At 72.8% G+C, this 23,046-nt stretch carries 24 protein-coding genes and 1 tRNA gene; 11 read left to right on the forward strand and 14 right to left on the reverse strand.

Features of this window, described 5'->3' with window-relative positions; genetic code table 11:
• The first annotated feature begins 2 nt into the window (after positions 1–2).
• A complete protein-coding gene (locus tag GH740_RS05530) occupies positions 3–491 on the forward strand; it encodes a histidine phosphatase family protein (RefSeq protein ID WP_153745111.1) in 489 nt (162 codons plus the stop codon).
• Here GH740_RS05530 and hutI read toward each other — a convergent pair.
• Genes hutI through hutH form a run of 5 tightly spaced genes read right to left on the reverse strand, consistent with a single transcriptional unit; the run spans position 461 to position 7,331 of the window.
• Positions 461–1,636, reverse strand: a complete 1,176-nt coding sequence (gene hutI, locus GH740_RS05535) for an imidazolonepropionase (RefSeq protein ID WP_153745112.1) — start codon at positions 1,634–1,636, stop codon at positions 461–463. The genes GH740_RS05530 and hutI overlap by 31 nt on opposite strands.
• A complete protein-coding gene (locus GH740_RS05540; protein ID WP_153745113.1) occupies positions 1,633–2,922 on the reverse strand; it encodes a formimidoylglutamate deiminase in 1,290 nt (429 codons plus the stop codon). The genes hutI and GH740_RS05540 overlap by 4 nt, the downstream gene beginning before the upstream one ends.
• A complete protein-coding gene (locus GH740_RS05545) occupies positions 2,919–4,133 on the reverse strand; it encodes an allantoate amidohydrolase (RefSeq protein ID WP_153745114.1) in 1,215 nt (404 codons plus the stop codon). Before GH740_RS05545 ends, GH740_RS05540 begins: the two co-directional genes overlap by 4 nt.
• Before the next feature lies 1 nt (position 4,134).
• Positions 4,135–5,793 carry a urocanate hydratase gene (gene hutU / locus GH740_RS05550; protein WP_153745115.1) on the reverse strand — a complete coding sequence of 553 codons (1,659 nt, stop codon included), beginning with the start codon at positions 5,791–5,793 and terminating at the stop codon, positions 4,135–4,137.
• The gene (hutH, locus tag GH740_RS05555; RefSeq protein ID WP_153745116.1) at positions 5,790–7,331 is read right to left on the reverse strand and encodes a histidine ammonia-lyase; all 1,542 of its coding nucleotides are present in this window, start codon (positions 7,329–7,331) and stop codon (positions 5,790–5,792) included. Before hutH ends, hutU begins: the two co-directional genes overlap by 4 nt.
• A 61-nt stretch (positions 7,332–7,392) precedes the next feature.
• Here hutH and GH740_RS05560 point away from each other — a divergent pair, with 61 nt between their 5' ends.
• Positions 7,393–8,160, forward strand: coding sequence for an IclR family transcriptional regulator (locus GH740_RS05560; RefSeq protein WP_253941268.1), 768 nt, complete (start codon positions 7,393–7,395; stop codon positions 8,158–8,160).
• A 1-nt stretch (position 8,161) separates the two neighbouring features.
• On the opposite strand, the gene GH740_RS05565 is transcribed toward GH740_RS05560, so the two are convergent.
• Both GH740_RS05565 and GH740_RS05570 read right to left on the reverse strand, forming a co-directional pair.
• Complete coding sequence (locus tag GH740_RS05565) at positions 8,162–8,668, reverse strand: YbaK/EbsC family protein (protein WP_153745117.1); 507 nt, start codon at positions 8,666–8,668, stop codon at positions 8,162–8,164.
• A gap of 115 nt (positions 8,669–8,783) precedes the next feature.
• Complete coding sequence (locus tag GH740_RS05570; RefSeq protein WP_153745118.1) at positions 8,784–9,680, reverse strand: type IV toxin-antitoxin system AbiEi family antitoxin domain-containing protein; 897 nt, start codon at positions 9,678–9,680, stop codon at positions 8,784–8,786.
• 306 nt (positions 9,681–9,986) lie between these two features.
• On the opposite strand from GH740_RS05570, the gene GH740_RS05575 reads away from it, so the two are divergent.
• The 7 genes from GH740_RS05575 (at position 9,987) to GH740_RS05605 (ending at position 17,468) form a co-directional block, all read left to right on the forward strand.
• A complete protein-coding gene (locus tag GH740_RS05575; protein ID WP_153745119.1) occupies positions 9,987–11,054 on the forward strand; it encodes a Glu/Leu/Phe/Val dehydrogenase family protein in 1,068 nt (355 codons plus the stop codon).
• 129 nt (positions 11,055–11,183) lie between these two features.
• Entirely contained in the window at positions 11,184–12,776 is a 1,593-nt protein-coding gene (locus tag GH740_RS05580) for an AMP-binding protein (protein WP_367640800.1), read from the forward strand.
• Between the two features lie 38 nt (positions 12,777–12,814).
• Entirely contained in the window at positions 12,815–13,771 is a 957-nt protein-coding gene (locus GH740_RS05585) for an NADPH:quinone reductase (protein WP_153745121.1), read from the forward strand.
• A 69-nt stretch (positions 13,772–13,840) separates the two neighbouring features.
• Positions 13,841–14,320: an FHA domain-containing protein gene (locus GH740_RS05590; RefSeq protein WP_153745122.1), complete on the forward strand. Its 480-nt coding sequence runs from the start codon at positions 13,841–13,843 to the stop codon at positions 14,318–14,320.
• A 102-nt stretch (positions 14,321–14,422) separates the two neighbouring features.
• Positions 14,423–15,466, forward strand: a complete 1,044-nt coding sequence (gene tdh, locus GH740_RS05595) for an L-threonine 3-dehydrogenase (RefSeq protein WP_367640802.1) — start codon at positions 14,423–14,425, stop codon at positions 15,464–15,466.
• Complete coding sequence (locus GH740_RS05600) at positions 15,463–16,650, forward strand: glycine C-acetyltransferase (protein ID WP_153745123.1); 1,188 nt, start codon at positions 15,463–15,465, stop codon at positions 16,648–16,650. Before tdh ends, GH740_RS05600 begins: the two co-directional genes overlap by 4 nt.
• The gene (locus GH740_RS05605) at positions 16,647–17,468 is read left to right on the forward strand and encodes a hydrolase (protein ID WP_153745124.1); all 822 of its coding nucleotides are present in this window, start codon (positions 16,647–16,649) and stop codon (positions 17,466–17,468) included. The genes GH740_RS05600 and GH740_RS05605 overlap by 4 nt, the downstream gene beginning before the upstream one ends.
• A 19-nt stretch (positions 17,469–17,487) precedes the next feature.
• Here the strand turns inward: GH740_RS05605 and GH740_RS05610 are convergent, their stop codons facing one another.
• The 6 genes from GH740_RS05610 to galU form a co-directional block, all read right to left on the reverse strand.
• A complete protein-coding gene (locus tag GH740_RS05610; RefSeq protein ID WP_253941269.1) occupies positions 17,488–18,144 on the reverse strand; it encodes a DUF1254 domain-containing protein in 657 nt (218 codons plus the stop codon).
• 4 nt (positions 18,145–18,148) lie between these two features.
• Positions 18,149–18,748 carry a DUF1214 domain-containing protein gene (locus GH740_RS05615; RefSeq protein ID WP_153745125.1) on the reverse strand — a complete coding sequence of 200 codons (600 nt, stop codon included), beginning with the start codon at positions 18,746–18,748 and terminating at the stop codon, positions 18,149–18,151.
• Between the two features lie 83 nt (positions 18,749–18,831).
• A tRNA-Ala gene (locus GH740_RS05620) sits at positions 18,832–18,904 on the reverse strand.
• 193 nt (positions 18,905–19,097) lie between these two features.
• Entirely contained in the window at positions 19,098–20,057 is a 960-nt protein-coding gene (locus GH740_RS05625; RefSeq protein ID WP_153745126.1) for a large exoprotein, read from the reverse strand.
• A gap of 56 nt (positions 20,058–20,113) precedes the next feature.
• Complete coding sequence (locus tag GH740_RS05630; protein ID WP_367640805.1) at positions 20,114–20,746, reverse strand: GNAT family N-acetyltransferase; 633 nt, start codon at positions 20,744–20,746, stop codon at positions 20,114–20,116.
• A 17-nt stretch (positions 20,747–20,763) separates the two neighbouring features.
• Entirely contained in the window at positions 20,764–21,648 is an 885-nt protein-coding gene (galU, locus tag GH740_RS05635) for a UTP--glucose-1-phosphate uridylyltransferase GalU (RefSeq protein WP_153745127.1), read from the reverse strand.
• 32 nt (positions 21,649–21,680) lie between these two features.
• Between galU and GH740_RS05640 the strand changes: the two genes are divergently transcribed.
• Together GH740_RS05640 and GH740_RS05645 are read left to right on the forward strand one after the other, a co-directional pair.
• On the forward strand, positions 21,681–22,277 hold the full coding sequence (locus GH740_RS05640) for a 5-formyltetrahydrofolate cyclo-ligase (RefSeq protein ID WP_153745128.1): 597 nt from the start codon (positions 21,681–21,683) through the stop codon (positions 22,275–22,277).
• Positions 22,278–22,289: 12 nt separating this feature from the next.
• On the forward strand, positions 22,290–22,559 hold the full coding sequence (locus GH740_RS05645; protein ID WP_153745129.1) for an FmdB family zinc ribbon protein: 270 nt from the start codon (positions 22,290–22,292) through the stop codon (positions 22,557–22,559).
• Here the strand turns inward: GH740_RS05645 and GH740_RS05650 are convergent, their stop codons facing one another.
• Positions 22,560–22,988, reverse strand: coding sequence for an MscL family protein (locus tag GH740_RS05650; protein WP_153745130.1), 429 nt, complete (start codon positions 22,986–22,988; stop codon positions 22,560–22,562). It abuts the gene before it with no gap.
• Positions 22,989–23,046 lie beyond the last annotated feature (58 nt).

Consider the following 23,046-nt stretch of genomic DNA (forward strand, 5'->3'; position numbering starts at 1 on the left):
CCATGAGGGTCCTCGCACTCGTGCGCCACGCGAAATCCGACTGGGGCGGTCCGGTCCCGGATCACGACCGGCCGTTGAACGCCCGCGGCCGGCGGGACGCGCCCCGGATGGCGAGGCGTCTCGCCATGACCGGCCTGAAGCCCGACGTGATCCTGGCGAGCACCGCGCTGCGCGCGCGCACCACGGCGGAGGCGTTCGCCGCCGCGCTCGGCCGGCCGGTCGACCTCGAGCCCGAGCTGTACGGCGCGGACGCCGACGTGCTGCTGCACCGGGCGGCGGGCACGGGGGCGCAGACGGTCATGGTGGTCGCCCACGATCCCGGCGTGAGCGCGCTGGCGGCCCGGCTGTCCGCGGGTGGCATCGCGCGGATGCCGACGTGCGCGGTGGCGGTGTTCACCTGGGACGCGGATGCCGCGGGCGATGCGGATCCGACGGCGTTCGTCCTCCACGTCCCGGGCGGTCAGACCGGCAGCGGCACGCCGTCCTTGTAGACGGCGGCGACCAGCGGCACCCCGGGCCGGTAGGCGAGGTGTGTGCGGCTGGGCGCGTCCAGGATGACGAGGTCGGCGCGCATGCCCGCCGCGAGCGCGCCGACATCGTCGCGGCGCAGCGCCCGGGCACCGCCGGCGGTGGCAGCCCAGACCGCCTCGGGCACCGTCATCCGCATCTCGCGCACCGCGAGCGCTATCATCAGCGGCATCGAGCTCGTGAAGCTCGATCCCGGGTTGCAGTCGCTGGCGATCCCGACGGTGGCCCCCGCGTCGATCAGCCGGCGCGCGTCGGGGTACGGCTGCCGGGTCGAGAACTCGACGCCGGGCAGCAGCGTCGCCACGGTGTCGGAGCCGGCGAGGGCCGCGACGTCCTCGTCGGCGAGGTACGTGCAGTGGTCGACGGATGCCGCGCCCAGTGCGACCGCGAGTCGGACGCCGCCGCCCGCTCCGAGCTGGTTGCCGTGCACGCGCGGGGCCAGGCCCCGCCGGATGCCGGCCTCCAGCACCCGCCGCGACTCCTCCGGCGTGAAGGCGCCCGTCTCGCAGAACACGTCCACCCACCGGGCGTGCGGGGCGCACGCGTCGAGCATCGGCCCGCAGACGAGGTCGACGTAGTCGCCGCGGCGCTCCGCGTACTCCGCGGGGACCACGTGGGCGCCGAGGAACGTCACCTCCCCGGTGACCTCGGCGGCCAGCCGCGCCAGCCGCGCCTCGTCGTGCACGGTGAGCCCGTAGCCGGTCTTGACCTCGAAGGTCGTGGTGCCCTGCGCGTGCAGCTCGGTGACGAAGCCGGCCAGGCGCTGCCGCAGCTCCTCGTCGCCGGCCGCCCGCGTCGCGGCCACCGTCGTGCGTATGCCACCAGCGGCATACGGCTGCCCCGCCATCCGGGCGGCGAACTCGGCGGCGCGGTCGCCGCCGAACACGAGGTGCGTATGACTGTCGACGAACCCCGGGATCACCGCGCGACCGCCGGCATCGACGACGGCGGCGCCGGACGCGCCGGGCGCCGATGCCGCGGGACCCACCCACGCTATCCGTGCGCCGTCGATGAGGACGGCGGCGTCGGTGCGGGTGCCGCACGGGTCGCCGCCGGATGCGACGTTCGTGGTGAGTTCGCCGATGTTCGTGACGAGAATGGCGGTCATGCGTGTGCCTTCCGGGTGAGCACGCCGCCCACTATCGTCGCGGTGACGTCGCCCGCGCGGGCCACGAGCGGCAGCTGCAGCGGGTCCGCGCCGCGGGTGCGCGCGGTCGCGGCGTCGATCTCGACGGCGTCGAACGGGTCCCCCGCGCGCAGGCCCGCGGCATCCCGGTCCCCCGGCCTGCCGAGGGCGCGGGCGCCGCCCGCGGTGCCGGCGTGCCACAACTGAGCCGGCGTGAAGACGCCGCGCCGCTGCGCGCGCAGCCGCTGGTCGAGCTCGAGGCGGGCGACCTCCTCGAACGGGTCGATCACGGCGTGCTGGTCCGAGCCGATCGACAGCGTCGCGCCGGCGTCGCGCAGCTCCGGCGCCGGGCCGATGCCGTCGCCGAGGTCCGCCTCGGTGGTGGGGCACATCACGATGCACGCGCGGGCCCGGCCGAGGAGCGCCACGTCGTCGTCCGTGAGGTGCGTGGCGTGCACGGCCGCCAGCCGCGGGCCGAGCAGGCCGTTCTCGGCGAGCAGGCCGGTGGGGGTGAGCCCGTACGCGTCACGGCACGCCTCGTTCTCGGCGACCTGCTCGGACAGGTGCACGTGCAGCGGCACGTCTGCGGGCAGCTCGCGCGCGACGACGGCGAGGTCGGCGGGGGTCACCGCGCGCACGGAGTGGACCGCCGCGCCCACCGTGACGAGCCCGCGCCGGCGCGGATCGGCCGCGACGGCGTCGCGCAGCGCGTGCCACCGGTCGAGCCACGCGTGCACGTCGGCGTCGCCGAACCGCCGCTGCCGCGCGGCCAGCGCGAGCCCGACGCCGCCGCGCAGGTAGCAGGCGTCCAGCAGGACGAGCCGGATGCCCGCGGCCACGGCGGCGTCGGCGAGCGCGAGCTCCATCGCATGGCCGGGGTACGGCGTGCCGTCCGGCCGGTGGTGCATGTAGTGGAACTCCCCCACGGTCGTGTAGCCGGCATCCCGCATCTCGGTAAACACGCGCTCGGCGAGGTCGCGGTACGCATCCGGGGTGAGGGCGGCGGCCGCCCGGTACATCTGCTCGCGCCACATCCAGAAGTCCCCGCCGGCGTCGTGCGTGCGCCCGCGCAGCAGCCGGTGGAACGCGTGCGAGTGCGCGTTCACGAACCCGGGCGCGACAAGGCCCAGCCGGGTGTCGCCGGGCTGCGCGGGCACCCCGACGGTGAGGTCCGCTATCGCCCCGTCGCGCACTGTCACGCGGACGTCGTCGGCGAACACGCCGTCCACGAGCGCGGCGCGGCAGTGCGCGGCGGCGACGGTCGTCATGCGCGTCCCGCCAGGTCGCGCAGCGCCGCCGCCAGCGCCCGTGCGCCCGCCTCGCAGTCCTCGTCGCGCGCGCCCTCGGCGGGGGCGTGCGAGACGCCGGTGGGGTTGCGCACGAAGATCATCGCGGTGGGCACCACGGCCGCAAGGATCCCGGCGTCGTGGCCGGCGCCGGTGGGGATAGCGGGCACGGCGCCGAACTCCGGCTGCAGCGCGGCCGCTATCCGCTCGGTGAGGGCGGCGTCGAAGTCGACCCGCGGGCTGAACGACTCCTCGTGAACGGCGAGCGTGCACCGCTCGGCCCGCGCGGCGTCGCGGATCCGCTCCAGCGTCACCTCGACCTGCGCGCGCACCCGGTCCTCGGTGTCGGCGCGTGCGTCGAGCCACGCGTCCACGCGCGACGCTATGACGTTCGTCCCGTTCGGGGTCACCTGCACCTTCCCGATCGTGGCACGGGATCCGCCGGCGCGGGCGACATCCCGGGCCGCCAGCACGGCGCCGGCGAGCGCGACGACGGGGTCGTCCCGCCGGTCCATCGCCGTGGTGCCGGCGTGGTTGCCCTCCCCCGTGATCGTCAGGCGCCAGCGGCCGTGCGGGATGATCGCGGACGCGACGCACACGGGGATGCCGCGGTCCTCGAGGTCGCGGCCCTGTTCGACGTGCAGCTCGATGAACGCCGCCAGGCGGCCGATCCGCTCGGGGTCCGGACCCACCCGGGCGGTGTCGCGGCCGGACCCGGCCCACGCCTGTGCGAGTGTCACCCCGGCGGCGTCCGTGCGCTCCAGGACGGATGCCGCGTCCACGGCGCCGGTCAGCAGCCGCGTGCCCAGGCACGGCATCCCGAACCGGGAGCCCTCCTCCTCCGCGAACGCGCACACCGCGACCGGACGGGCGGGCACGACGCCGGCGGCCTGCAGCTGTGCGACGGCCTCGAACGCGGCAGCGATCCCCAGCGGCCCGTCGTGGGCGCCGCCGCCGGGGACGGAGTCCAGGTGGCTGCCGGTGGCGACGGCGGCGGGCCCGGGCGGGCCCCACCAGGCCCAGAGGTTCGCGTCGCCGTCCTCCTCAACCGTCAGGTCGAGGGCCTGCGCGCTGCGCCGGAACCAGGCGCGCAACGGCGCGTCGGACGCGTCGAAGAGGTGGCGCGAGTATCCGCCGCGCCCGGCGTCGCGACCGAGATCGGCGATCTCGGCGAGGCGTCCGGCGACCGTCATGTCAGAGCCCCGACAGCATCGGGATCTTCAGGCCCCGCTCGCGGGCTACGTCCTTCGCATGCTCGTACCCGGCGTCCACGTGCCGCATCACGCCGGTGCCGGGGTCGTTCGTGAGCACGCGCTCGAGCTTGCGGGCCGCCAGCTCCGACCCGTCGGCGACGGTGACCTGGCCGGCGTGGATCGAGCGGCCGATGCCGACGCCGCCGCCGTGGTGCAGCGACACCCAGCTGGCGCCGGATGCCGTGTTCAGCAGCGCGTTCAGCAGCGGCCAGTCGGCGATGGCATCCGAGCCGTCCTTCATGGCCTCGGTCTCCCGGTACGGCGAGGCGACCGAGCCGGCGTCGAGGTGGTCGCGGCCTATCACTATCGGGGCGGACAACTCGCCGGAGGTCACCATCTCGTTGAACTTCAGCCCCGCCAGGTGCCGTTCCTTATAGCCGAGCCAGCAGATCCGCGCCGGCAGTCCCTCGAAGTGCACCTTCTCGCCGGCCTTCTCCAGCCACCGGTGCAGGGCCGCGTCCTGCGGGAACAGCGCGGCGATGGCGCGGTCGGTCTTGTAGATGTCCTCCGGGTCGCCGGACAGTGCCGCCCACCGGAACGGGCCGCGGCCCTCCTCGAACTGCGGACGGATGTACGCCGGCACGAAGCCGGGGAACGCGAATGCGCGCTCGCAGCCGCCCAGCTGCGCCTCGGCGCGGATCGAGTTGCCGTAGTCGAACACGGCGGCCCCGGCATCCTTGAATCCGACCATGGCGCCCACGTGCACGGCCATCGAGGCGCGCGACCGCGCGGTGAACCCCTCCGGGTCGCGGGATGCCTCGGCCTTCCAGTCCGCGAAAGCGACATCCGCCGGCAGGTAGGCCAGCGGGTCGTGCGCGCTGGTCTGGTCGGTGACGATGTCGATCGGGATGCCGCGGCGCAGCAGGTCCGGGTAGACCTCGGCGGCGTTGCCGACGACGCCCACGGACAGCGCCTGGCCGGCGTCCTTCGCGGCGAGCACCCGCCGCAGCGCGGCATCCAGGTCCCTCGTGTACTCGTCGAGGTACCCGCGCTCGACACGGCGGGCCAGGCGCGACTCGTCGACGTCGACGATGAGCACCGCGCCCTCGTTCAGGGTGACCGCGAGCGGCTGCGCGCCGCCCATGCCGCCCGCGCCGGCGGTGAGCGTCAGGGTGCCCGCGAGCGAGTCGCGGCCCAGCGAGCGGGCGACGGCGGCGAACGTCTCGTACGTGCCCTGCAGGATCCCCTGCGTGCCGATGTAGATCCAGGAGCCCGCCGTCATCTGCCCGTACATCGTGAGCCCGAGCGCCTCCAGACGGCGGAACTCGGGCCACGTCGCCCAGTCGCCGACGAGGTTGGAGTTGGCGATCAGCACGCGCGGCGCCCATTCGTGGGTGCGGAACACGCCCACCGGCTTGCCGGACTGCACGAGCAGCGTCTCGTCGGGCTCGAGCTCGTCGAGGGTCCGCACTATCGCGTCGTACGCCTCCCAGCTGCGGGCGGCGCGCCCGGTGCCGCCGTAGACCACGAGGTCCTCGGGGTGCTCGGCGACCTCGGGGTCGAGGTTGTTCATCAGCATCCGCTTGGCGGCTTCGGCGCCCCAGCTCTTCGCGGTGCGCTGGTTCCCGCGCGGCGCGCGGACGGTGCGTGCTTCGCTCATCTTCTGCTTCCTTCGTAGGCGGCGTCACGGACCGCGCCGCTGCGGACGAGATCCGTGACGGTCTCGATGTCGGGGCTCACGAACCGGTCGTGCCCGGGGCCGGCGACCCCGTGCGCGCGGACGAGGTCGCGCATGGCCGCGGTGCCGGGCCCCGGCTGCAGCGGGGCGCGCAGGTCGAGGGCGCGCGTGCCGGTGATGACCTCGACGGCCAGGACGCGGGCCAGGCCGTCGATGGCGCGGCGGAGCTTGCGCGCCGCCGCCCATCCCATCGACACGTGGTCCTCCTGCATAGCGGAGGACGGGATCGAGTCCACGGATGCCGGCACGGCCAGGCGCTTGAGCTCGGAGACGATCCCCGCGGCCGCGTACTGGGCGATCATCAGGCCGGAGTCCACGCCCGCCTCGTCGGCGAGGAACGGCGGCAGGCCGTGGTTGCGCGCGACATCCAGGGCCCGGTCGGTGCGGCGCTCGGAGATGGAGGCGAGGTCGGCGACGGCGATAGCGAGGAAGTCCAGCACGTATCCCACCGGGGCGCCGTGGAAGTTGCCGTTGGACTCGACCCGGCCGTCGGGCGTGATCACGGGGTTGTCGACGGCCGCCTGCAGCTCGCGCTCGGCGATGGTCCGCGCGTGCGCGGCGGTGTCGCGCGCCGCGCCGTGCACCTGCGGCGCGCAGCGCAGCGAGTACCCGTCCTGCACGCGCCCGTCCTCGGGTCCCTTGTGGCTGGCCACCATCGGCGACGTGTTCAGCAGCGCCCGCAGGTTCGCGGCGCTCGCGGCCTGCCCGACCTGCGGGCGCAGCGCCATCAGGTCGGCGGCGAATACGGCATCCGTGCCCAGCTGGCTCTCGATCGACAGGGCCGCGGCGGCGTCGGCGGTGTCCAGGAGCACGTCGAGGTCGGTGAGCGCCAGCAGCAGCATCCCGAGCATGCCGTCGGTGCCGTTGATGAGCGCGAGGCCCTCCTTCTCGGCCAGGACGAGCGGGGTGAGGGATGCCGCGCGAAGGGCGTCGGCGGCATCCTGTCGTTCCCCGTCCACCCGGACGTCGCCCTCGCCCATCGCGGCGAGCGCTATGTGCGCGAGCGGGGCGAGGTCGCCGGAGCAGCCGAGCGAGCCGTATTCGCGGACGACCGGCACTATCCCCGCGTTCAGGAGCCCCGCGTACGTCTCGACGACGACCGGCCGCACCCCGGTGCGCCCGGTGGCCAGGGTCTGCAGCCGCAGCACCTGCAGGGCGCGCACGACCTCGGTCTCGACTTCGGTGCCGGTGCCCGCGGCGTGCGAGCGGATCAGGCTCTCCTGCAGCTGGCGCCGCCGGTCCGGCGCGATGAACGTCGTGGCGAGCGCTCCGAAGCCGGTCGAGATGCCGTAGTGCGGGACGGGGTCGGAGGCCAGCTGCTCGACGAGGGCCCGCGACGCGGCGACGCGGGTGCGGACGTCGACATCCAGCCGCACCTGTGCGCCGTGGCGGGCGACGGCCACGACCTCGGCGGGAGTCAGCGGCGCCGCACCGACGACGACGGATTCGGGGATGGTCATGACCCGATTCCACACCGTCGCGCTGCGCGGAACCACCGGGCCGTGCCATCCTGTGTCTGTGATGGCAGACAGGAAGCGGCCGCAGGTGCCGGCGGCCGATCAGACGCTGCGGCTCCTCGGCTACCTGGCCCGGCAGCGGGGTCCGGTCGCCGCCCGCACGATAGCGGACCAGCTGGGCCTGCCCCGCTCCACCGTGTACTTCCTGCTGCGGACGCTCGCCGACCACGGGTTCGCCGTGCACCTGGAGCGCGAGCGCCGGTGGGGCCTGGGCACCGCCGCGTTCGAGCTCGCCGGCGGATACGCGCGCCAGGAGCCGCTCGCGCGTCTGGGCCGGCCGCTCGTGGGGGCGCTCGTGGACCGGATCGGCGAAAACGCGCACCTGGCCGTGATGACCGGCCGGGATGTGCTGTACATCGTGGAGGAGCGGGCGCCGCGGCGACCGGCCCTGGTCACGGATGTGGGCGTCCGGCTGCCCGCGCACCTGACCGCGAGCGGCCGGGCGATGCTGGCGGCGCTTCCCCGCGAGCAGGTGCGCGCGCTGTACCCGGATGCCGCGGCGTTCGCGGACCGCACCGGGCGCGGGCCGGTCCGGCCCGGGCAGCTGCGGGAGCTGCTGCGCGAGGTCCGCGCCGCCGGCTACGCGACCGAGGACGGCGAGGTCACGCTGGGCATGCGCTCGGTGGGCGTCGCGGTGACCGATCACGCCGGGTGGCCGGCCGCCGCGATAGCGATGACGTGGCCCGCGGATGCGCACCGGGACGCGGCATCCCTCGCCCCCGTGGTCGCGGCCGCGGCCGCCGAGCTGTCGCGGCGGATCTCCGGACGGTAGGTCAGTCGACCTTCTCGACGGTGCCGCGGGTGAGGTGGACGAGCTCCGCGAACGTCACCGGGAACACCGTGTGCGGCGTGCCGCCGGCGGCCCAGATCTGCGGATGCTGCGCGAGCGCGCGGTCCACGATCGTCGTCACCGGCTGCGGGTGGCCGGCGGGGGCGACTCCGCCGATCGCCTGTCCGGTGGCGTCCCGCACCTGGTCGGGGGTGGCCCGGCGGATCTCGTGGCGGCCGAGCCGCTGCGCGAGCGCCTTCGTGTCGACGCGGTGCGCGCCGCTCGTCATCACGAGCAGGGGCGCGCCGTCGGACCAGAAGACGAGGCTGTTGGCTATCGCGCCGACCTCGACATCCAGCGCCGCGGCCGCCAGCGGCGCGGTGGCCGCGGAGTCCGGCAGGGCGATGATCGAGCCCGCGATCCCGGCCCGATCCAGCGCCTCCTGCACGAGGCGGCTGCGCGGGGGAAGGACGGTCTCGGGCACCTCGGTCTGCGAACGCGGGTCTGCCATGCCGCCAGCCTAGAGCCGCCCGGCAGGTCCAGGACGCAGGATGTCCCGGTCCGCCGCGCCCGACACGCCGTGCAGTGGCGGCTGCCGGGCGGATCCTCCTGCGACGTGAACGCGGTCACCGCGCGGCGTGCATGGCCAGCAGGCCGGCGACGGCGCCCACCACGGCGTCGGCGTTCCAGAAGATGTCCTCCGCGATAGGCCGGTACGTCACCAGGCCGCGTGCCGCGGCGGCCTGGTCGCGACGGCGGTCCCGCTTCTGCTGCGCCCAGCCCGCGTGGTGCGCCTCGCTGTCGCACTCCACGATGAGCCAGCCGTCGACGAGGAAGTCCACCCGGCCCACGCCCGGGATCTGCACCTGGCTCTGCACGCGACAGCCGAGCCGGCGCAGGATGATGCGCATGATGCTCTCCGCACCGGATTCGGCCGCGGCATCCAGGTGCGTCCGGATCGTGCGCAGCCGGCGCGGCAGCGCAGCGAAGACCTCGTCGAGCTGCGCGGCGGTGACGAGCCCGAGGTGCAGCGCCGAGTCGAGGGTCGCTATCGCGGCGCGGACGGGCTGGCAGAGCACGGCCCGGACGAGCGCCTCGACGATGCCGGCGTTCGCCCAGCCGTCCGCCCCCGCACCCACCCAGTGCACGCGGATGTCCCTGCCCACCGTCCGCAGGCGGCTGCTTGTACGCGGCACCGCCACGTGCAGGTGCGCGGCGTCCAGCACGAACACGCCCCAGCGGGCGAGCTCGGACACGCACGTCAGCGCGCCACCCACGCGGCACGCGTCCACGACGTCGTCCGGTGCGTCGGGCGTCAGGTAGACGCCGTCACGGGCGCGGATCAGCGTCCCGGTTGCCACAGCGCGCGTGATGCGACGGGGCGTCCACCCGGTCCGCACCAGCTCGCCGCGCGACCGGGTCGGCCAGTGCTGCGGCAGCGCCATCCCGTCCCGGCGGCGCTGCCGCACGAACGCGGCCGGGATCTCCGGACGCGTCGGGCGGTGGTTCGCGGGCTGCAGCATCCCTCGATCGTCGCCGCCGCGCCGGCCGCGTGGTGCGCCTGGGCGGGATCTGTGCACGACGGCCCGCGTGCCCGCGCCTGGGGAGGAGCCGCCGAAACGCCGGGCCGGTGTCCACATCGCAGGAGATTCTGCCGCCGCGGGCCCGACACGCCGCGTCCGGGCGCCCGCGGCGACGATAGTCCTGCGAGGTGAACACCGCACCACCGAATCGTCGCCGCTCAGCAGGACCAGGCAGAATAGACCGTGGATGCCGCGAAGCGGCGGCACCGCCCGCACTGCCCACAAGGCCCGCCGAAAGAGGACGCGATGTCGCACACCCTGCCCCTGCCCGATTTCACGCACGAACGCGTGGAGGTGATCACGGGCCCCCGCAGCGGCCTGTTCCTCACCGTCGCCCTGCACTCCTCGGCGCTCGGCTCCGCCCTCGGCGGCGCCCGCCTGTGGACGTACCCGCACTGGAGCGACGCGCTCGGCGACGCGCTGCGCCTGTCCGCCGCGATGACCCTGAAGAACGCGGCCGCGGGCCTGGATGCGGGCGGCGGCAAGTCCGTCATCCGCCTCGCGCCCGGCGAGATCCTCGACGCGGACCGCCGCCGCGCCGCGTTCCTCGACCTCGGCGACGCCGTCGAGTCCCTGGGCGGCCTGTACCGCACGGCCGAGGATGTCGGCTCGACAACGCAGGACATGCTGACCGTCAGCGAGCGCACCGCGCACGTGGTGGGCCTTCCCGACACCGTCGGCGGCTCCGGCGAGCCCGCCGGCCCCACGAGCCTGGGCGTCTACGAATCGCTGCGGGCGACGCTCGAGCGCGTCACCGGCAACGCGGATGTCGTCGGCCGCCGGATCACTATCTCCGGCCTCGGCCAGGTCGGCGGCCGCCTCGCGCAGCGCCTGTCCGCCGAGGGCGCGATCCTCACCGTCACCGACGTGAACCCGGCCAAGAAGGACGTCGCCGCGGGCCTGGGCGCCACATGGGTCACCCCCGGCACCGAGCAGCACGTCCCCGGCGACGTGTTCGTCCCCGCCGGCATCGGCGGCGTGCTGGACGACGAGACGATCGACGCGCTCGCCGTGAAGGCCGTCTGCGGTCCCGCCAACAATCCGCTCGCCGACCGGTCCGGCGCCGCGCGCCTGGCCGCCCGCGGCATCCTGTACGCGCCGGACTTCGTCGTGAACGCGGGCGGCGTGATCTACCTCGACCTCGAGGCGAAGCGCCACGGCAGCCGCGACGAGATCATGCAGCGGGTCGGCGCCATCGGCGACACGCTGCGCCGCGTGTTCGACGAGGCCGCCGCCTCCGGCAGCACGCCGCTGGACGCCGCCGAGAACCTCGCCGCCTCGCGCCTGGATGCCGCGCGCGCCGCACGCGTCTGACCGCATCGCCCTCGGACCCGGTCCCACCGCTGGTGGAACCGGGTCCGAGTGGCATGATGGGGCACGAACCGGCGATGCCGCCGGCGGCCGGCCCCGCACCGGTGCACGATGAATCAAGGGAGAAGCCTCGTGTTCCACAGCCCGTTCCCCGACGTCGAGATCCCCGCGCTCAGCGTCTACGACTACCTGTTCGGCGATCTGTCGGCCGAGGATGCCGCCCGCGTCGCGCTGATCGACTCCGCGACCGGCGCCGAGACGACGTACGGCGCGTTGAAGGCGCAGATCGACGCTTTCGCGGGGGCGCTCGCCGCGCGCGGCGTGGGCGCGGACACCGTGGTGGGCCTGCTGTGCCCGAACGTGCCGGCCTTCGCCACGGTGTTCCACGGCGCGCTGCGCCTGGGCGCCGCGGTGACGACGTTCAACTCCCTGTCCACCGCGGGTGAGATCCAGAAGCAGATCGAGGATGCCGGCGCCACCTGGCTCGTGACGGTGAGCCCGCTGCTGCCCCAGGCGGCGCAGGCGGCCGCCGCGTGCGGCATCGCCGACGACCACCTCATCGTGCTCGACGGCGCCGACGGCCACCCGGACCTGCGGAGCCTGCTCGGCGAGCAGCTCACCCCACCGGCGGTGCACATCGACCCCGCCGAGCACGTGGCCGCCCTCCCGTACTCGTCGGGCACCACCGGCATCCCCAAGGGCGTCATGCTCAGCCACCGCAATCTCGTCGCGAACGTCGAGCAGTCGCGCGTCAACATCGACCTGCGCTCCTCCGACCGGGTGCTCGCGGTCCTGCCCTTCTTCCACATCTACGGGATGACGGTGCTGCTGAACCTCGCGCTGCGGCAGCGGGCGAGCCTTGTCACGATGCCCCGCTTCGACCTCGTCGAGTTCCTGAAGAACATCCAGGAGTACAGCTGCACGTATCTGTACATAGCCCCGCCGATCGCGGTCGCCCTGGCCAAGCACCCGGTCGTCGACGAGTACGACATCTCCACGGTGCACACCGTCTTCTCCGGCGCCGCGCCGCTGGACGGCGACACCGCCGAGGCCGCCGGCCGCCGCATCCACGCCCGCTTCATGCAGGGGTACGGCCTGACCGAGACCAGCCCGGTGACGCACGCGATGCCGCACACCCGCGACGACATCCCGGTCAGCTCGGTGGGAGTGCCGCTGCCGAACACGCTGTGCAAGCTCGTGGACCCCACCACCGGCGAGGAGATCACCGCGTTCGGCGAGGACGGCCAGACGCAGCCCGGCGAGCTGTGGATCAAGGGGCCGCAGGTGATGATGGGCTATCTGAACCGGCCGGATGCCACCGCGGACACGATCGACGCGGACGGCTACCTGCATACCGGCGACGTGGCCGTGTGCAACGAGGGCGGCTGGTACACGGTCGTGGACCGCGTCAAGGAGCTCATCAAGTACCACGGCTACCAGGTGCCGCCGGCCGAGCTGGAGGCGCTGCTGCTGAGCCATCCGAAGATCGCGGATGCCGCGGTGATCGGCGTCTCCGACGAGGCCGGACAGGAGGTTCCGAAGGCGTTCGTGGTCCCTGCTCCCGGCGCCGACCTGACCGCCGAGGACGTGATGGCGTTCGTCGCGGAACGCGTCGCCCCGTACAAGAAGGTGCGTCGCGTCGAGTTCGTGGAGGCCATCCCGAAGTCGAGCTCCGGCAAGATCCTGCGCAAGGATCTGCGGGCCCGCCAGGCCGTCACGAACTGAGGGAGGCGCCGCGAGGCGACACGCGCAACAATGTCCCTATGCTGGGGGCATTCATCGAAGGGCTCGGGGCGCCCGAAGATATCCACTACGGGGAGATTCCGGACCCGGAGCCGGAGTACGGGCAGGTGCGCGTCGCGGTGGCCGCGACCACGGTCAATCCCGTGGACGTGCTGATCCGGTCCGGGGCGCTGAGGACCGAGTTGACGTTCCCGTTCGTGGTGGGACGGGATGCCGTCGGCACCGTCGACGCGGTCGGCGACGGGGTCAGCGGGTTCACCGTCGGCGAGCGCGTGTGGACCAACAGCATGGGCCACGACGGCCGGCCCGGCACCGCGGCGGAGCTCGTCGTGGTGCCCGTGGAGCGGCTGTATCACCTGCCGGACGGGGTCGGCAACGAGGCGGTGACGGTGCTGCACCCGGGGGCGACGGCGGCCATGGGCCTGCTCGTGCACGGGCAGGCGCGCGCCGGCGAGACCGTCCTCGTGGTCGGCGGGGCGGGCAACGTCGGCAGCGCCGCGGTGACGATAGCGGCCAGCACCGGCGCGCACGTGATCGCCGTCGCATCCGCCGACGACGCGACGTACTGCGAATCGATCGGGGCCGAGCGGGTGATCGGGCCGGACGAGCTCGCCGACGCGGACCTGCCGCCCATCGACGTGTGGCTGGATGCCGCCGGCGTCAACGACATCCCCCGCGCCCTGGGCGCCCTCGCCCAGGGCGGACGCATCCTGATCCTCGCCGGCCTGGACACGCACTCGACGCTGGCCACGGGCGAGCTGTACGCGAAGGACGCCAGCATCATCGGGTTCACGATGTCGCACGCCACCACCGCGCAGCTGTCCGCGGCATCCCTCACCGTGAACACGCTGATGGCCGACGGCGTGCTCGCATCGCGGCGGATCGAGCGGATGCCGTTGTCGGAGACCGCGCAGGCGCACCGGATGCTGCAGGACGGCCGGCTGGTCGGCGCGCGCGTGCTGCTCGCGGTGCACTGACGCTCTTCCGGCGTGCCGGGGCGCTGTCTACCATGAGGGGAAGATCCCGCTCACGACGAGGGGGCAGCGATGGCCGACAAGTACATCCCCACGACGACGCACGGCCCCTGGGGCTCGGGCCGCCCACATCTCATCCTCAGCGGTCCGGCCGGGCACCGCGAACTCCCGCTCGACCAGGACCTGGTCCGGATCGGCTCCGCGGGCGACGTGGAGTGCCGGCTGGGCGGGTTGGAGCCGCTGCACGCGGAGATCCACCACGACCCGAACGACGAGTATGTGCTCGTGCTGCACGGCCCGGCGCTGACCAACCACCGGCCGGAGCCGATCGCCTCGATCGGCGGCAAGCTCGGCGAGATCCTGCGCAGCGGCGCACGGTTCGTGCTGGGCGAGCACGCCTTCGTGTTCGAGCGGGACGAGTACGCCGACCACGGCCGCCCGTACGGCGGCCGGCAGGGCGGCGAGGGATCGCGCGAGCGGCTGCAGCCCGACCGGCCGGACTACACCGGCGCGCACCCGGTGATCCCGCCGGTCGCAGGCGACGCCGGCTGAGCCTGGCCATCCCGGCCGGAGGGTGTGCAGTCCCTAGAATCGAGGGGCGGGCACCGGCGCCACAAGCACGCGTGCCGCGAACACCCTCGACAAGGAGGCGCCGTGAAGGCACTGTACAAACCCGAGCCGGGACCCGGTCTTCAGCTGACCGAGCGCCCCGATCCCACCGCCGGAGCGGACGAGGTCATCATCCGGGTCCTGCGCACCGGAATCTGCGGCACCGACCTGCACATCCTGCGCTGGGACGACTGGGCGGCGTCCGCGGTGACGGCCCCGCTGGTGCCGGGACACGAGTTCTTCGGCGAGGTCGTCGAGATCGGCGCGGGGGTGCGGGACGTCGCGGTCGGCGACCTGGTCTCGGGCGAGGGCCACATAGTGTGCGGCACGTGCCGCAACTGCCGCGCCGGGCGCCGCCAGATGTGCATCCGCACGCAGGGGCTCGGGGTGCAGCGGGACGGCGCTTTCGCCGAGTACCTGTCGCTGCCCGCCAGCAACGTGTGGGTGCACCACGAGTCGATAGCGCCCGAAGTCGGCGCTATCTTCGACCCGCTGGGCAACGCCGTGCACACGGCGCTGGCGTTCCCCGTGGTCGGCGAGGATGTCCTGGTCACCGGCTGCGGGCCGATCGGCCTGATGGCGATCGCCGTCGCCCGGCACGTCGGTGCCCGGTTCATCGTCGGCACGGACGTCAGCCCGGAGCGCCTGGAGATGGCGCTGCAGATGGGCGCGGACCGGGTGGTGGACGTCGCGCACGCCGACATCGGCGCGGCCCAGCATGAACTGGGGATGCGCGAGGGCTTCGACGTGGGCTTCGAGATGAGCGGGGCGCCCACCGCGCTCCCCCAGATGATCGAGAACATGAACCACGGCGGCCGGATAGCGATGCTGGGCCTGGCCTCGCAGCCGTTCGCCGTGGACTGGGGCAAGGTCGTCACGCACATGCTGACCCTGAAGGGCATCTACGGCCGCGAGATGTTCGAGACGTGGAATGCGATGGGCGCGATGCTGCAGACCAGTGCGGTGCTGCGGGATGCCATCGCCTCGATCATCTCCGACCGCTTCGCCGCCCGCGACTGGGAGCAGGCGTTCACGACCGCCGCCGCCGGCGCCAACGGCAAGATCATCCTCGATTGGACCCAGCTATGACCTCCACCCGCTACGTCGAGTACGCGGCATCCGTCCTCACCGAGATCGAGGAGGCCGGCCTCACCAAGCGCGAGCGCGGCATCGCCGGCCCGCAGCAGGCCGAGATCGTCGCCGACGGGGCCGAGGTGCTGAACTTCTGCGCGAACAACTACCTGGGCCTGGCCGACGATCCCCGGCTCGTGGATGCCGCCAAGCAGGCGCTGGACGACTGGGGGTACGGGCTCGCGTCGGTCCGGTTCATCTGCGGCACGCAGGAGCAGCATCTGGAGCTGGAGCGGCGCGTGTCGGCGTTCCTGGGCACCGAGGCGACGATTCTGTTCTCGTCGTGCTTCGACGCGAACGGAGGGGTTTTCGAGGCGCTGTTCGGCGAGGCGGATGCGATCATCTCGGACGAGCTGAACCACGCGTCGCTGATCGACGGCATCCGGCTGTGCAAGGCGCGGCGGCTGCGGTACCGCAACCGCGAGATGGCCGATCTGCAGGCGCAGCTTGAGGCGGCATCCGATGCCCGGTTCCGGGTCATCGTGACCGACGGCGTGTTCTCGATGGACGGATACATTGCGCCGCTGCGGGAGATCTGCGAGCTCGCCGACCGGTACGACGCGCTCGTGTTCGTCGACGATTCGCACGCCGTCGGGTTCATCGGCGCGCACGGCCGCGGCACGCCGGAACTGTGCGGTGTCGAGGACCGCATCGACATCCGCACCGGCACGTTCGGCAAGGCGCTGGGTGGGGCATCCGGCGGGTACGTGTCGGCGCGGCGCGAGATCGTCGACGTGCTGCGGCAGAGGGCGCGGCCGTACCTTTTCTCGAACACCGTGGCCCCGTCGATCGTCGCGGGCACGCTGCGGGCCCTGGACCTGCTCGAGTCCTCGGATGAGTTGCGCGAGCGCCTCACCGCGAACGCGGCGCTGTTCCGCGGCCTGATGGCCGATGCCGGCTTCGACCTGCTGCCCGGCGAGCACCCGATAGTGCCGGTCATGTTCGGCGACGCCGCCCGCACCGCCCGCATCGCCGACGAGATGGGCCGTCGCGGCATCTACGTCACCGCGTTCAGCTTCCCGGTGGTGCCGCGCGAGAAGGCCCGCATCCGGGTGCAGCTGTCGGCCGCGCACACCGAGGAGCAGATCCGCCGGTGCGTCGACGCGTTCGTCGCGTCACGGGATGCCGTCGCCGCAGCATGAGCGCCGTCCGGCAGTGTGCGACCTGCGGTGTCGAGCGGGATGCCGCGGCGCTGCCGGAGGTGTGCCCGATCTGCGCGGATGAGCGCCAGTACGTCGACCCGCAGGGACAGGACTGGACCGATCCCGCTGCGTTCGCGGGGCGGATCGAGCTCGTCGAGAGCGAGCCGGAACTGTGGCGGCTGGATGTCGCGGACGGCGTCGGCATCGGCCAGCAGGCGAAGCTGATCGTGACGCCTGTCGGCAGCGTGATGGTGGACGTGCCCGCCGCCATCACCGACGAGAGCGTCGCGGCCGTGCGGGCACTGGGGCCGGTGCGCGCCATCATCCCGTCGCACCCGCACATGTTCGGCGTGCAGTCGCTGTGGTCGCAGGCTCTGGACGGCGCGCCGGTGTACGTCGCCGCGGCGGACGCCGCCTGGCTCGGCCATCGGCCGGCAGCGCTGCGCATGTGGGAGGGCACTGTCGAGCCGGTGCCGGGCGTGGTCGCCTCGCAGCCGGGAGGGCACTTCCCCGGCAGTGCCGTGGTGCACTGGGCGGGCGCGGACGGCGCCGGCGTGCTGCTGTGCGGCGACACGATCATGGTCAACCCCGACCGGCGGACGGTGTCGTTCCTGCGGTCGTATCCGAACCGGCTGCCGTTGTCGGCGGCGGTGGTGGAGCGCATCGCCGCGCACGTGGACCGCTACGAGTTCGACCGCGTCTACAGCAACTTCGCGCTGCGAATCGACCGCGACGGGAAGTCCGCCGTGCGCGCATCCGCGCGCCGGCACGCCGCGTGGGTCCGCGGCGAGTTCGACCACCTCACCGGGCCGGGCTGAGCACCCGCCTGCGGCGTCGCTACCGACGCAGTGCGTCGAGGCGCAGCTGCTGCGCGAGCGCAGACGCGGCCGGCACGTCGCCGTCGTCGGCGACGAAGACGCGCCCGATGATGATGGCCGAGCCGCTCGGCACCGAGATCTGCGTCATGCCCTGGGGCACAGGCCCCGTCCAGCGGGACGCCGCCAGGAGGAAGTCGCCGGCGCCGGTTCCCGTCGCGCGGGTTCCGACGTACGCGAAATTGTCGCCCGTGGACGGATCGGTGAACTGCAGGCTGTAGTACCGCCCTGACATGTCGGGTGTGTGCAGCACCTGAGGACCGTCGGTCACGTCGAGCCATCCGCCGACGTAGAGCACGTCATCGGTCCCCGTCTCCAGCAGGCTCACCGACGATGCCGTCGCCGACGAGGTGCGCGGCACCGCGTACAGCGTGTTGACGGGTACCGGGCCGCCGCCGAGCCCACGCCGCACAATCGCCCTCTTGAACCCGCTCACGATGATGCGCGGCCAGAAGAACAGGAAGACCATCGTGCCGACGATCCAGACGATGACGGCGGCCACGGCGAGCGGGATGATCGCCGTCCAGCCCCGCGAGAGCCGCTGGATGATGACCCACGCGAACACCAGGAGGATGGCGACGGTCGTCGGGTAGGCGTACTTGAGAATGAGCCGGTTCATGTGCTCACACCCTGACGACCGGCGGTACGCGGTAGCTGCCGTCGAGGACCGCGGCGCCGGGCAGGTAGGCGCGCAGCATCACCCGGAACCTCCCCGACGGGGTGGGAAGCCAGTTCTGCTCGCGGCCGGGCGGCGCCGTCTGCTGGAGGAGGATGTCGATCGACCCGTCGGCATTGGCGGCAAGGTCGGACCGATCGTCGAAGCTCGAACGGCCCACCGGGTTGCTCACCATGTAGCCCACGACATCGGTGACCGTGAGCGACCAGAACGCGTCGTTCGGAGGAAATTGTCCCGCCTCGAAACGCAGGATGTAGTCACGGTGCCCGGTGAGCCTCTGCCCGGCACCGTCTTCGGCGGCGGTCCAGTAGGCGGCCTCTTCGAAGACGTTCACCATGGGAAGGGCCTTGGCGCACGCCGCCCGCACGAGCAGGCCGTTGCCGGGCCGGCCGCACACCGGAATCGACGTCCAGCCGTCGACGCTCGTCGTGATCGACCTGGCCACCGTGTTCATGACGACGATCGCCGTCAGGAACGCCAGCGTGCCGCCGATGATGATCCCCTGCACCACACCGGAGCCTGCGACCCACGCGAGGATTCCACCCACATCCGTAGAGTAGCGCGAGCGGGGTCCACATGCGCGAAATGCCCGGTCGATGAATGACAATCTGACCAGGCATTTCTCTACGGTGGACCTGAGGGGATTCGAACCCCTGACCTCTTCATTGCGAACGAAGCGCGCTACCAACTGCGCCACAGGCCCGTGAACCTCAGCAACAATATCACGTGAGACAGGGCCGTTCGCACCGCGCGGAGGCGCCGGGCACCGGCATCCCGGACCCTGTCTTGTGCCTGGCGTCGGAGATCCTGCCGGACACGCCGAGGACCCGCGACGTCGCGCGGTGTGTCGGTGGCGAACTCCGACGCAGAGCACGCCGCGGACGCGGAAGACCGGCTCAGCCGACCGCGCGCCTGCGCAGCAGTTCGCGGACGTGGGCCTCGATCTCGTCGTCGTCGACATGCCCCATGCGCTGCACCCGAGCAGCATCCAACTCCGCGGGGCGCGACCGCTCGGCACGCTCGCGCAGCGGCTCGTCCAGGCGCGCCTGGCGGACCTGCTCGCGTGCGGCGGCGGCGTCCAGCACCGCGGCCGCCTGCGAGCCCGCCGACACCGTCAGCGGCCGGGGAAGCTCACGCGGATGCCACGCCCGCTGGTCCACGAGCGACACGTCCTGCGCCTCGCGCCGGATCCGCCCGGACACCGGCTGAGCCACCGCGATCTCGCGCGCCACAGCTCGCCGTCCCACGCGCGCCATGCGCACCAGCAGCAGCGCGCACGTGACGGTCGACGCGCCGCCGATCCACGCGAGGGTCGCGGCACCGGCCGCGATGATCTCCGCAGCGCCGACGCCAGTCAGCGCCAGCGCGCCCAGGGCCGCCACGGTGATCGTCATCCGGGTTCGGCGACGCGCACGTGCCCGCCGCACCTGCGGCTGTCGCAGCGCGGCCAGCCGCACGATACGGGCGCGCTCCAGCTCGGCCTGGCGCAGCGCCACCTCGGCATGCTGGCGCTCCTCGAGCGCCTTCCGCGCCAGGATCTCCTGCCGCGCCTGAGCCCGGCGCGCGAGGGCATCGCGCTCGTGCTGGGCCCGGCGGGCGCTCTCCTCGCGCTCGGCCTGCGCCTTGCGCGCGAGCTTCTGCTGCGCGAGCGCGGTGCGCGCGTTCAGCTCGAGCCGCACCTCCGCCGGAGTCTCGCTGGTCTCGGCCAGCACGCGCAGCGCCTGGTTGAGGCGCACGGCGTTGCGCTCGGCCGCGTCGAACTGGTGACGGCCGTACCAGCTGGGCAGCAGGTACACCAGCCACAGCACCACCGCCACGAGGACGATGATCCCTCCGCCCAGCACCTGCCCGCCCATGCCCCTTACGGTATGCGACGAGCGGTCCCGCGCCGATCAGCGGCGCGCGTGTCGTTTCACGCCGGCAGGCGATCAGCGGGCGGGATGGTCGCGGCATCCCGCGGCGCCCGGCCCGCGGCAAAGCGACCGAGCACCCCCTCAGCGCCCACCTCGTCCCGGGTCAGCGCGAACGCGTAGTGGTCCCGCCAGTCCCCGTCGATGTGGATGTAGCGGCGCCGCAGCCCCTCATAGCGGAAGCCGAGCTTCTCCACGACCCGCAGACTCGCCCTGTTCTCCGGCCGGATGCAGATCTCCATCCGATGCAGCCGCAGCTCGGTGAAGCAGATGTCGGTGGCCAGCGCCACGGACGTCGGCGTGATGCCCCGCCCCGCGAACCGCTCGCTGACCCAGTAGCCGATCGTCGCGGACGCCAGCGACCCGCGCGCTATCCCCCACACGTTCAGCTGGCCGGTGACCCGGCCCTCCCACTCCATCACGAACGGGACGCCGCTGCCGTCGCGGTACTGCTGCAGCAACCGCCGGATGCCCAGCCGCATGTCCAGCGACACGGGCCCGTCGGGGCTCGTGGCCTCCCACGGTCGCAGCCAGCCGCGGTTCGTCAGCAGCTCATGCTGCAGCACGCGCGCGTCCCGCTGACGGACGAGCCGGATCGAGACGGACCCGTGCCGCCGCGGCTCGGTGAGATCCACGTCGCCCCCTCGGACAGCTACAGCGTCGCCGCGAACTCCTGCAGCCACGGGCGCAGCTGCGGGCCGAGGTCCTCGCGGTCGGCGGCCAACTGCACGATGGCCTTGATGTAGTCCAGCCTATCCCCGGTGTCGTAGCGCCGCCCGCGGAAGATCACGCCGTACACGCCCTCGGCCGTGGCGGTGGCCAGCTCCTGCAGCGCGTCGGTGAGCTGGATCTCACCGCCCTTGCCCGGCTCGGTCCGCTCGAGGATCTCGAACACCTCCGGCGGCAGCACGTACCGGCCGATCACGGCGAGGTTCGACGGCGCTTCATCGACGTTCGGCTTCTCGACGAGCCCGGTGACCTTCACGACATCCGGGTCGTCCGTGGCCTCGACGGCGGCTGCGCCGTACAGGTGGATCTGCTCCGGATCGACCTCCATCAGCGCGACGACGGCCGCCCCGCGGCGGTCGTACTCGGCGAGCATCTTCGGCAGCAGCGGGTCGCGCTCATCGATCAGGTCGTCGCCCAGCAGGACCGCGAACGGGTGGTCCCCCACATGGGCTTTCGCGCGCCATACGGCGTGCCCCAGGCCCCGGGGCTCCCCCTGGCGGACCATGTGGATGTCGGCGAGATCGCTGGAGTGCTTGACCTTCGCGAGCCGGTCGATGTCGCCCTTGCGCTCGAGCGTGGTCTCCAGCTCCGGCACCGAGTCGAAGTGGTTGGCGATGTTGTTCTTGTTGCGCCCGATGATGATCAGCACGTCCTGGATGCCGGATTCCACGGCCTCTTCGACGACGTACTGGATCGCCGGCTTGTCGACGACGGGCAGCATCTCCTTGGGCATCGCCTTCGTGGCGGGAAGAAACCGGGTTCCGAGACCTGCGGCCGGGATGACGGCCTTGAACGGCTTATGCGGCATCCCCCAATGCTAGCCACCGTAGAATCGGAGACATGGCTGATCCCCTCGATGACTCCAAGCGCGCGCTGCGTGCCGAGTTGCGCGAGCGGCGTCAGCTGCTCACCGACGCCGCCCGGGCCAGGGCCGCCGCCGGGATCACCGCCCAGCTGGACGCCCTGGTGGAGGGATTCGGCGCACGCTCCGTGTCGTGCTACCTGTCCACCCCGGCCGAACCCGGCACCCGGGGCTTCGTCTCCGCGGCCGTCGAGCGCGGCATCCGCGTCCTGTTGCCGATCATGCGCACGGACGGGCTGCTGGACTGGGTGGTCGCCGACCCGCAGAGCACCGTGGCGGAGGGACAGCTGGGCATCCCCGAGCAGGCCGGGGAGCTGCTCGGCCCGATAGCGGTGAACGACGTCGATCTGCTGATCATCCCCGCCGCCGCCGTCGACCGCACCGGGATGCGGCTGGGCTGGGGCCGCGGCTATTTCGACAAGACGCTCGGCTCCATGGAAAAGTGCCCGCCGGTGTACGCGGTGATCTACGACACCGAGTTCGTCGACGAGGTCCCCCGCGATCGCCATGACCAGCCCGTGACCGGAGTGGTCACGCCGACCCGAACCGTCACCCTCGCGCCCGTGCGACGCTGAAACCGGAGAACGATGCCCACCTACGCCTACGCCTGCAAGCAGTGCGGCCACCATTTCGACGCCGTGCAGTCCTTCGCCGACCCCGCCCTCACGGTCTGCCCGGAGTGCGGCGGCCCGCTGCGCAAGCAGTACGGCTCGATCGGCGTCACCTTCAACGGGTCGGGCTTCTACCGCACGGACTCGCGCAAGGCGCAGGCATCCGGCGACCCATCCAAGCCCAAGGCCGAGAGCACGCCGAAGGCCGAGACGAAGGCCTCCCCCGCCCCTGCCACCGGCGCCTGATCAGACCGAGGCGGGCTGGTCCGTCCCGCAGTACCGGCACTTGCTCGCCGCGGCCGGCAGATCCTCGGACAGGCAGGCCGGGCACGTCTTGGTGGGCGCGGGGTCACCGAACACGGTGAGTCCGCGACGGGCCTGGATCGACTTGTACGGCACGACGATGACGAAGTACACCACCGCCATGAAGATGAGGAAGTAGATGATGGCGGAGATGAACGAGCCGAGGTCCAGGTAGGTGGCCTTGTTGCCCGCCGCGCCCAGCTGCCAGCCCAGCCCGATCGCCTTGCCGCCCCCGGCGGCGGCGATCAGCGGGTTGATCACGAAGTCGGTGAAAGCCTTCACCAGGGTGCTGAACGCCAGCGCGACCACCAGGCCGACGGCCACGGTGATCACGTCTCCGCGCATCAGGAAGTTCTTGAAACCACGAAACATTCGATGCCTCCTCGAGGAGCCGGCGGCGGTGCGCCGCCGATTCGAACGATAGGGCACC

Origin of the sequence: Microbacterium sp. SYP-A9085, from assembly GCF_009649635.1 — a bacterium.
GTDB lineage: Bacteria > Actinomycetota > Actinomycetes > Actinomycetales > Microbacteriaceae > Microbacterium.

Bases quoted from the DNA above. Each gene is read 5' to 3' on its own strand.
- GH740_RS05545 (WP_153745114.1), bottom strand. From the start codon at position 4,133: ATGACGGTCGCCGGACGCCTCGCCGAGATCGCCGATCTCGGTCGCGAC.
- hutU (WP_153745115.1), bottom strand. From the start codon at position 5,793: ATGAGCGAAGCACGCACCGTCCGCGCGCCGCGCGGGAACCAGCGCACC.
- GH740_RS05560 (WP_253941268.1), top strand. From the start codon at position 7,393: ATGGCAGACAGGAAGCGGCCGCAGGTGCCGGCGGCCGATCAGACGCTG.
- galU (WP_153745127.1), bottom strand. From the start codon at position 21,648: ATGCCGCATAAGCCGTTCAAGGCCGTCATCCCGGCCGCAGGTCTCGGA.
- GH740_RS05600 (WP_153745123.1), top strand. From the start codon at position 15,463: ATGACCTCCACCCGCTACGTCGAGTACGCGGCATCCGTCCTCACCGAG.
- hutI (WP_153745112.1), bottom strand. From the start codon at position 1,636: ATGACCGCCATTCTCGTCACGAACATCGGCGAACTCACCACGAACGTC.
- GH740_RS05530 (WP_153745111.1), top strand. From the start codon at position 3: ATGAGGGTCCTCGCACTCGTGCGCCACGCGAAATCCGACTGGGGCGGT.
- GH740_RS05565 (WP_153745117.1), bottom strand. From the start codon at position 8,668: ATGGCAGACCCGCGTTCGCAGACCGAGGTGCCCGAGACCGTCCTTCCC.
- GH740_RS05645 (WP_153745129.1), top strand. From the start codon at position 22,290: ATGCCCACCTACGCCTACGCCTGCAAGCAGTGCGGCCACCATTTCGAC.
- hutH (WP_153745116.1), bottom strand. From the start codon at position 7,331: ATGACCATCCCCGAATCCGTCGTCGTCGGTGCGGCGCCGCTGACTCCC.
- GH740_RS05625 (WP_153745126.1), bottom strand. From the start codon at position 20,057: ATGGGCGGGCAGGTGCTGGGCGGAGGGATCATCGTCCTCGTGGCGGTG.
- GH740_RS05575 (WP_153745119.1), top strand. From the start codon at position 9,987: ATGTCGCACACCCTGCCCCTGCCCGATTTCACGCACGAACGCGTGGAG.
- GH740_RS05570 (WP_153745118.1), bottom strand. From the start codon at position 9,680: ATGCTGCAGCCCGCGAACCACCGCCCGACGCGTCCGGAGATCCCGGCC.
- GH740_RS05610 (WP_253941269.1), bottom strand. From the start codon at position 18,144: ATGAACCGGCTCATTCTCAAGTACGCCTACCCGACGACCGTCGCCATC.
- GH740_RS05540 (WP_153745113.1), bottom strand. From the start codon at position 2,922: ATGACGACCGTCGCCGCCGCGCACTGCCGCGCCGCGCTCGTGGACGGC.
- GH740_RS05585 (WP_153745121.1), top strand. From the start codon at position 12,815: ATGCTGGGGGCATTCATCGAAGGGCTCGGGGCGCCCGAAGATATCCAC.
- GH740_RS05650 (WP_153745130.1), bottom strand. From the start codon at position 22,988: ATGTTTCGTGGTTTCAAGAACTTCCTGATGCGCGGAGACGTGATCACC.
- GH740_RS05590 (WP_153745122.1), top strand. From the start codon at position 13,841: ATGGCCGACAAGTACATCCCCACGACGACGCACGGCCCCTGGGGCTCG.
- GH740_RS05605 (WP_153745124.1), top strand. From the start codon at position 16,647: ATGAGCGCCGTCCGGCAGTGTGCGACCTGCGGTGTCGAGCGGGATGCC.
- GH740_RS05640 (WP_153745128.1), top strand. From the start codon at position 21,681: ATGGCTGATCCCCTCGATGACTCCAAGCGCGCGCTGCGTGCCGAGTTG.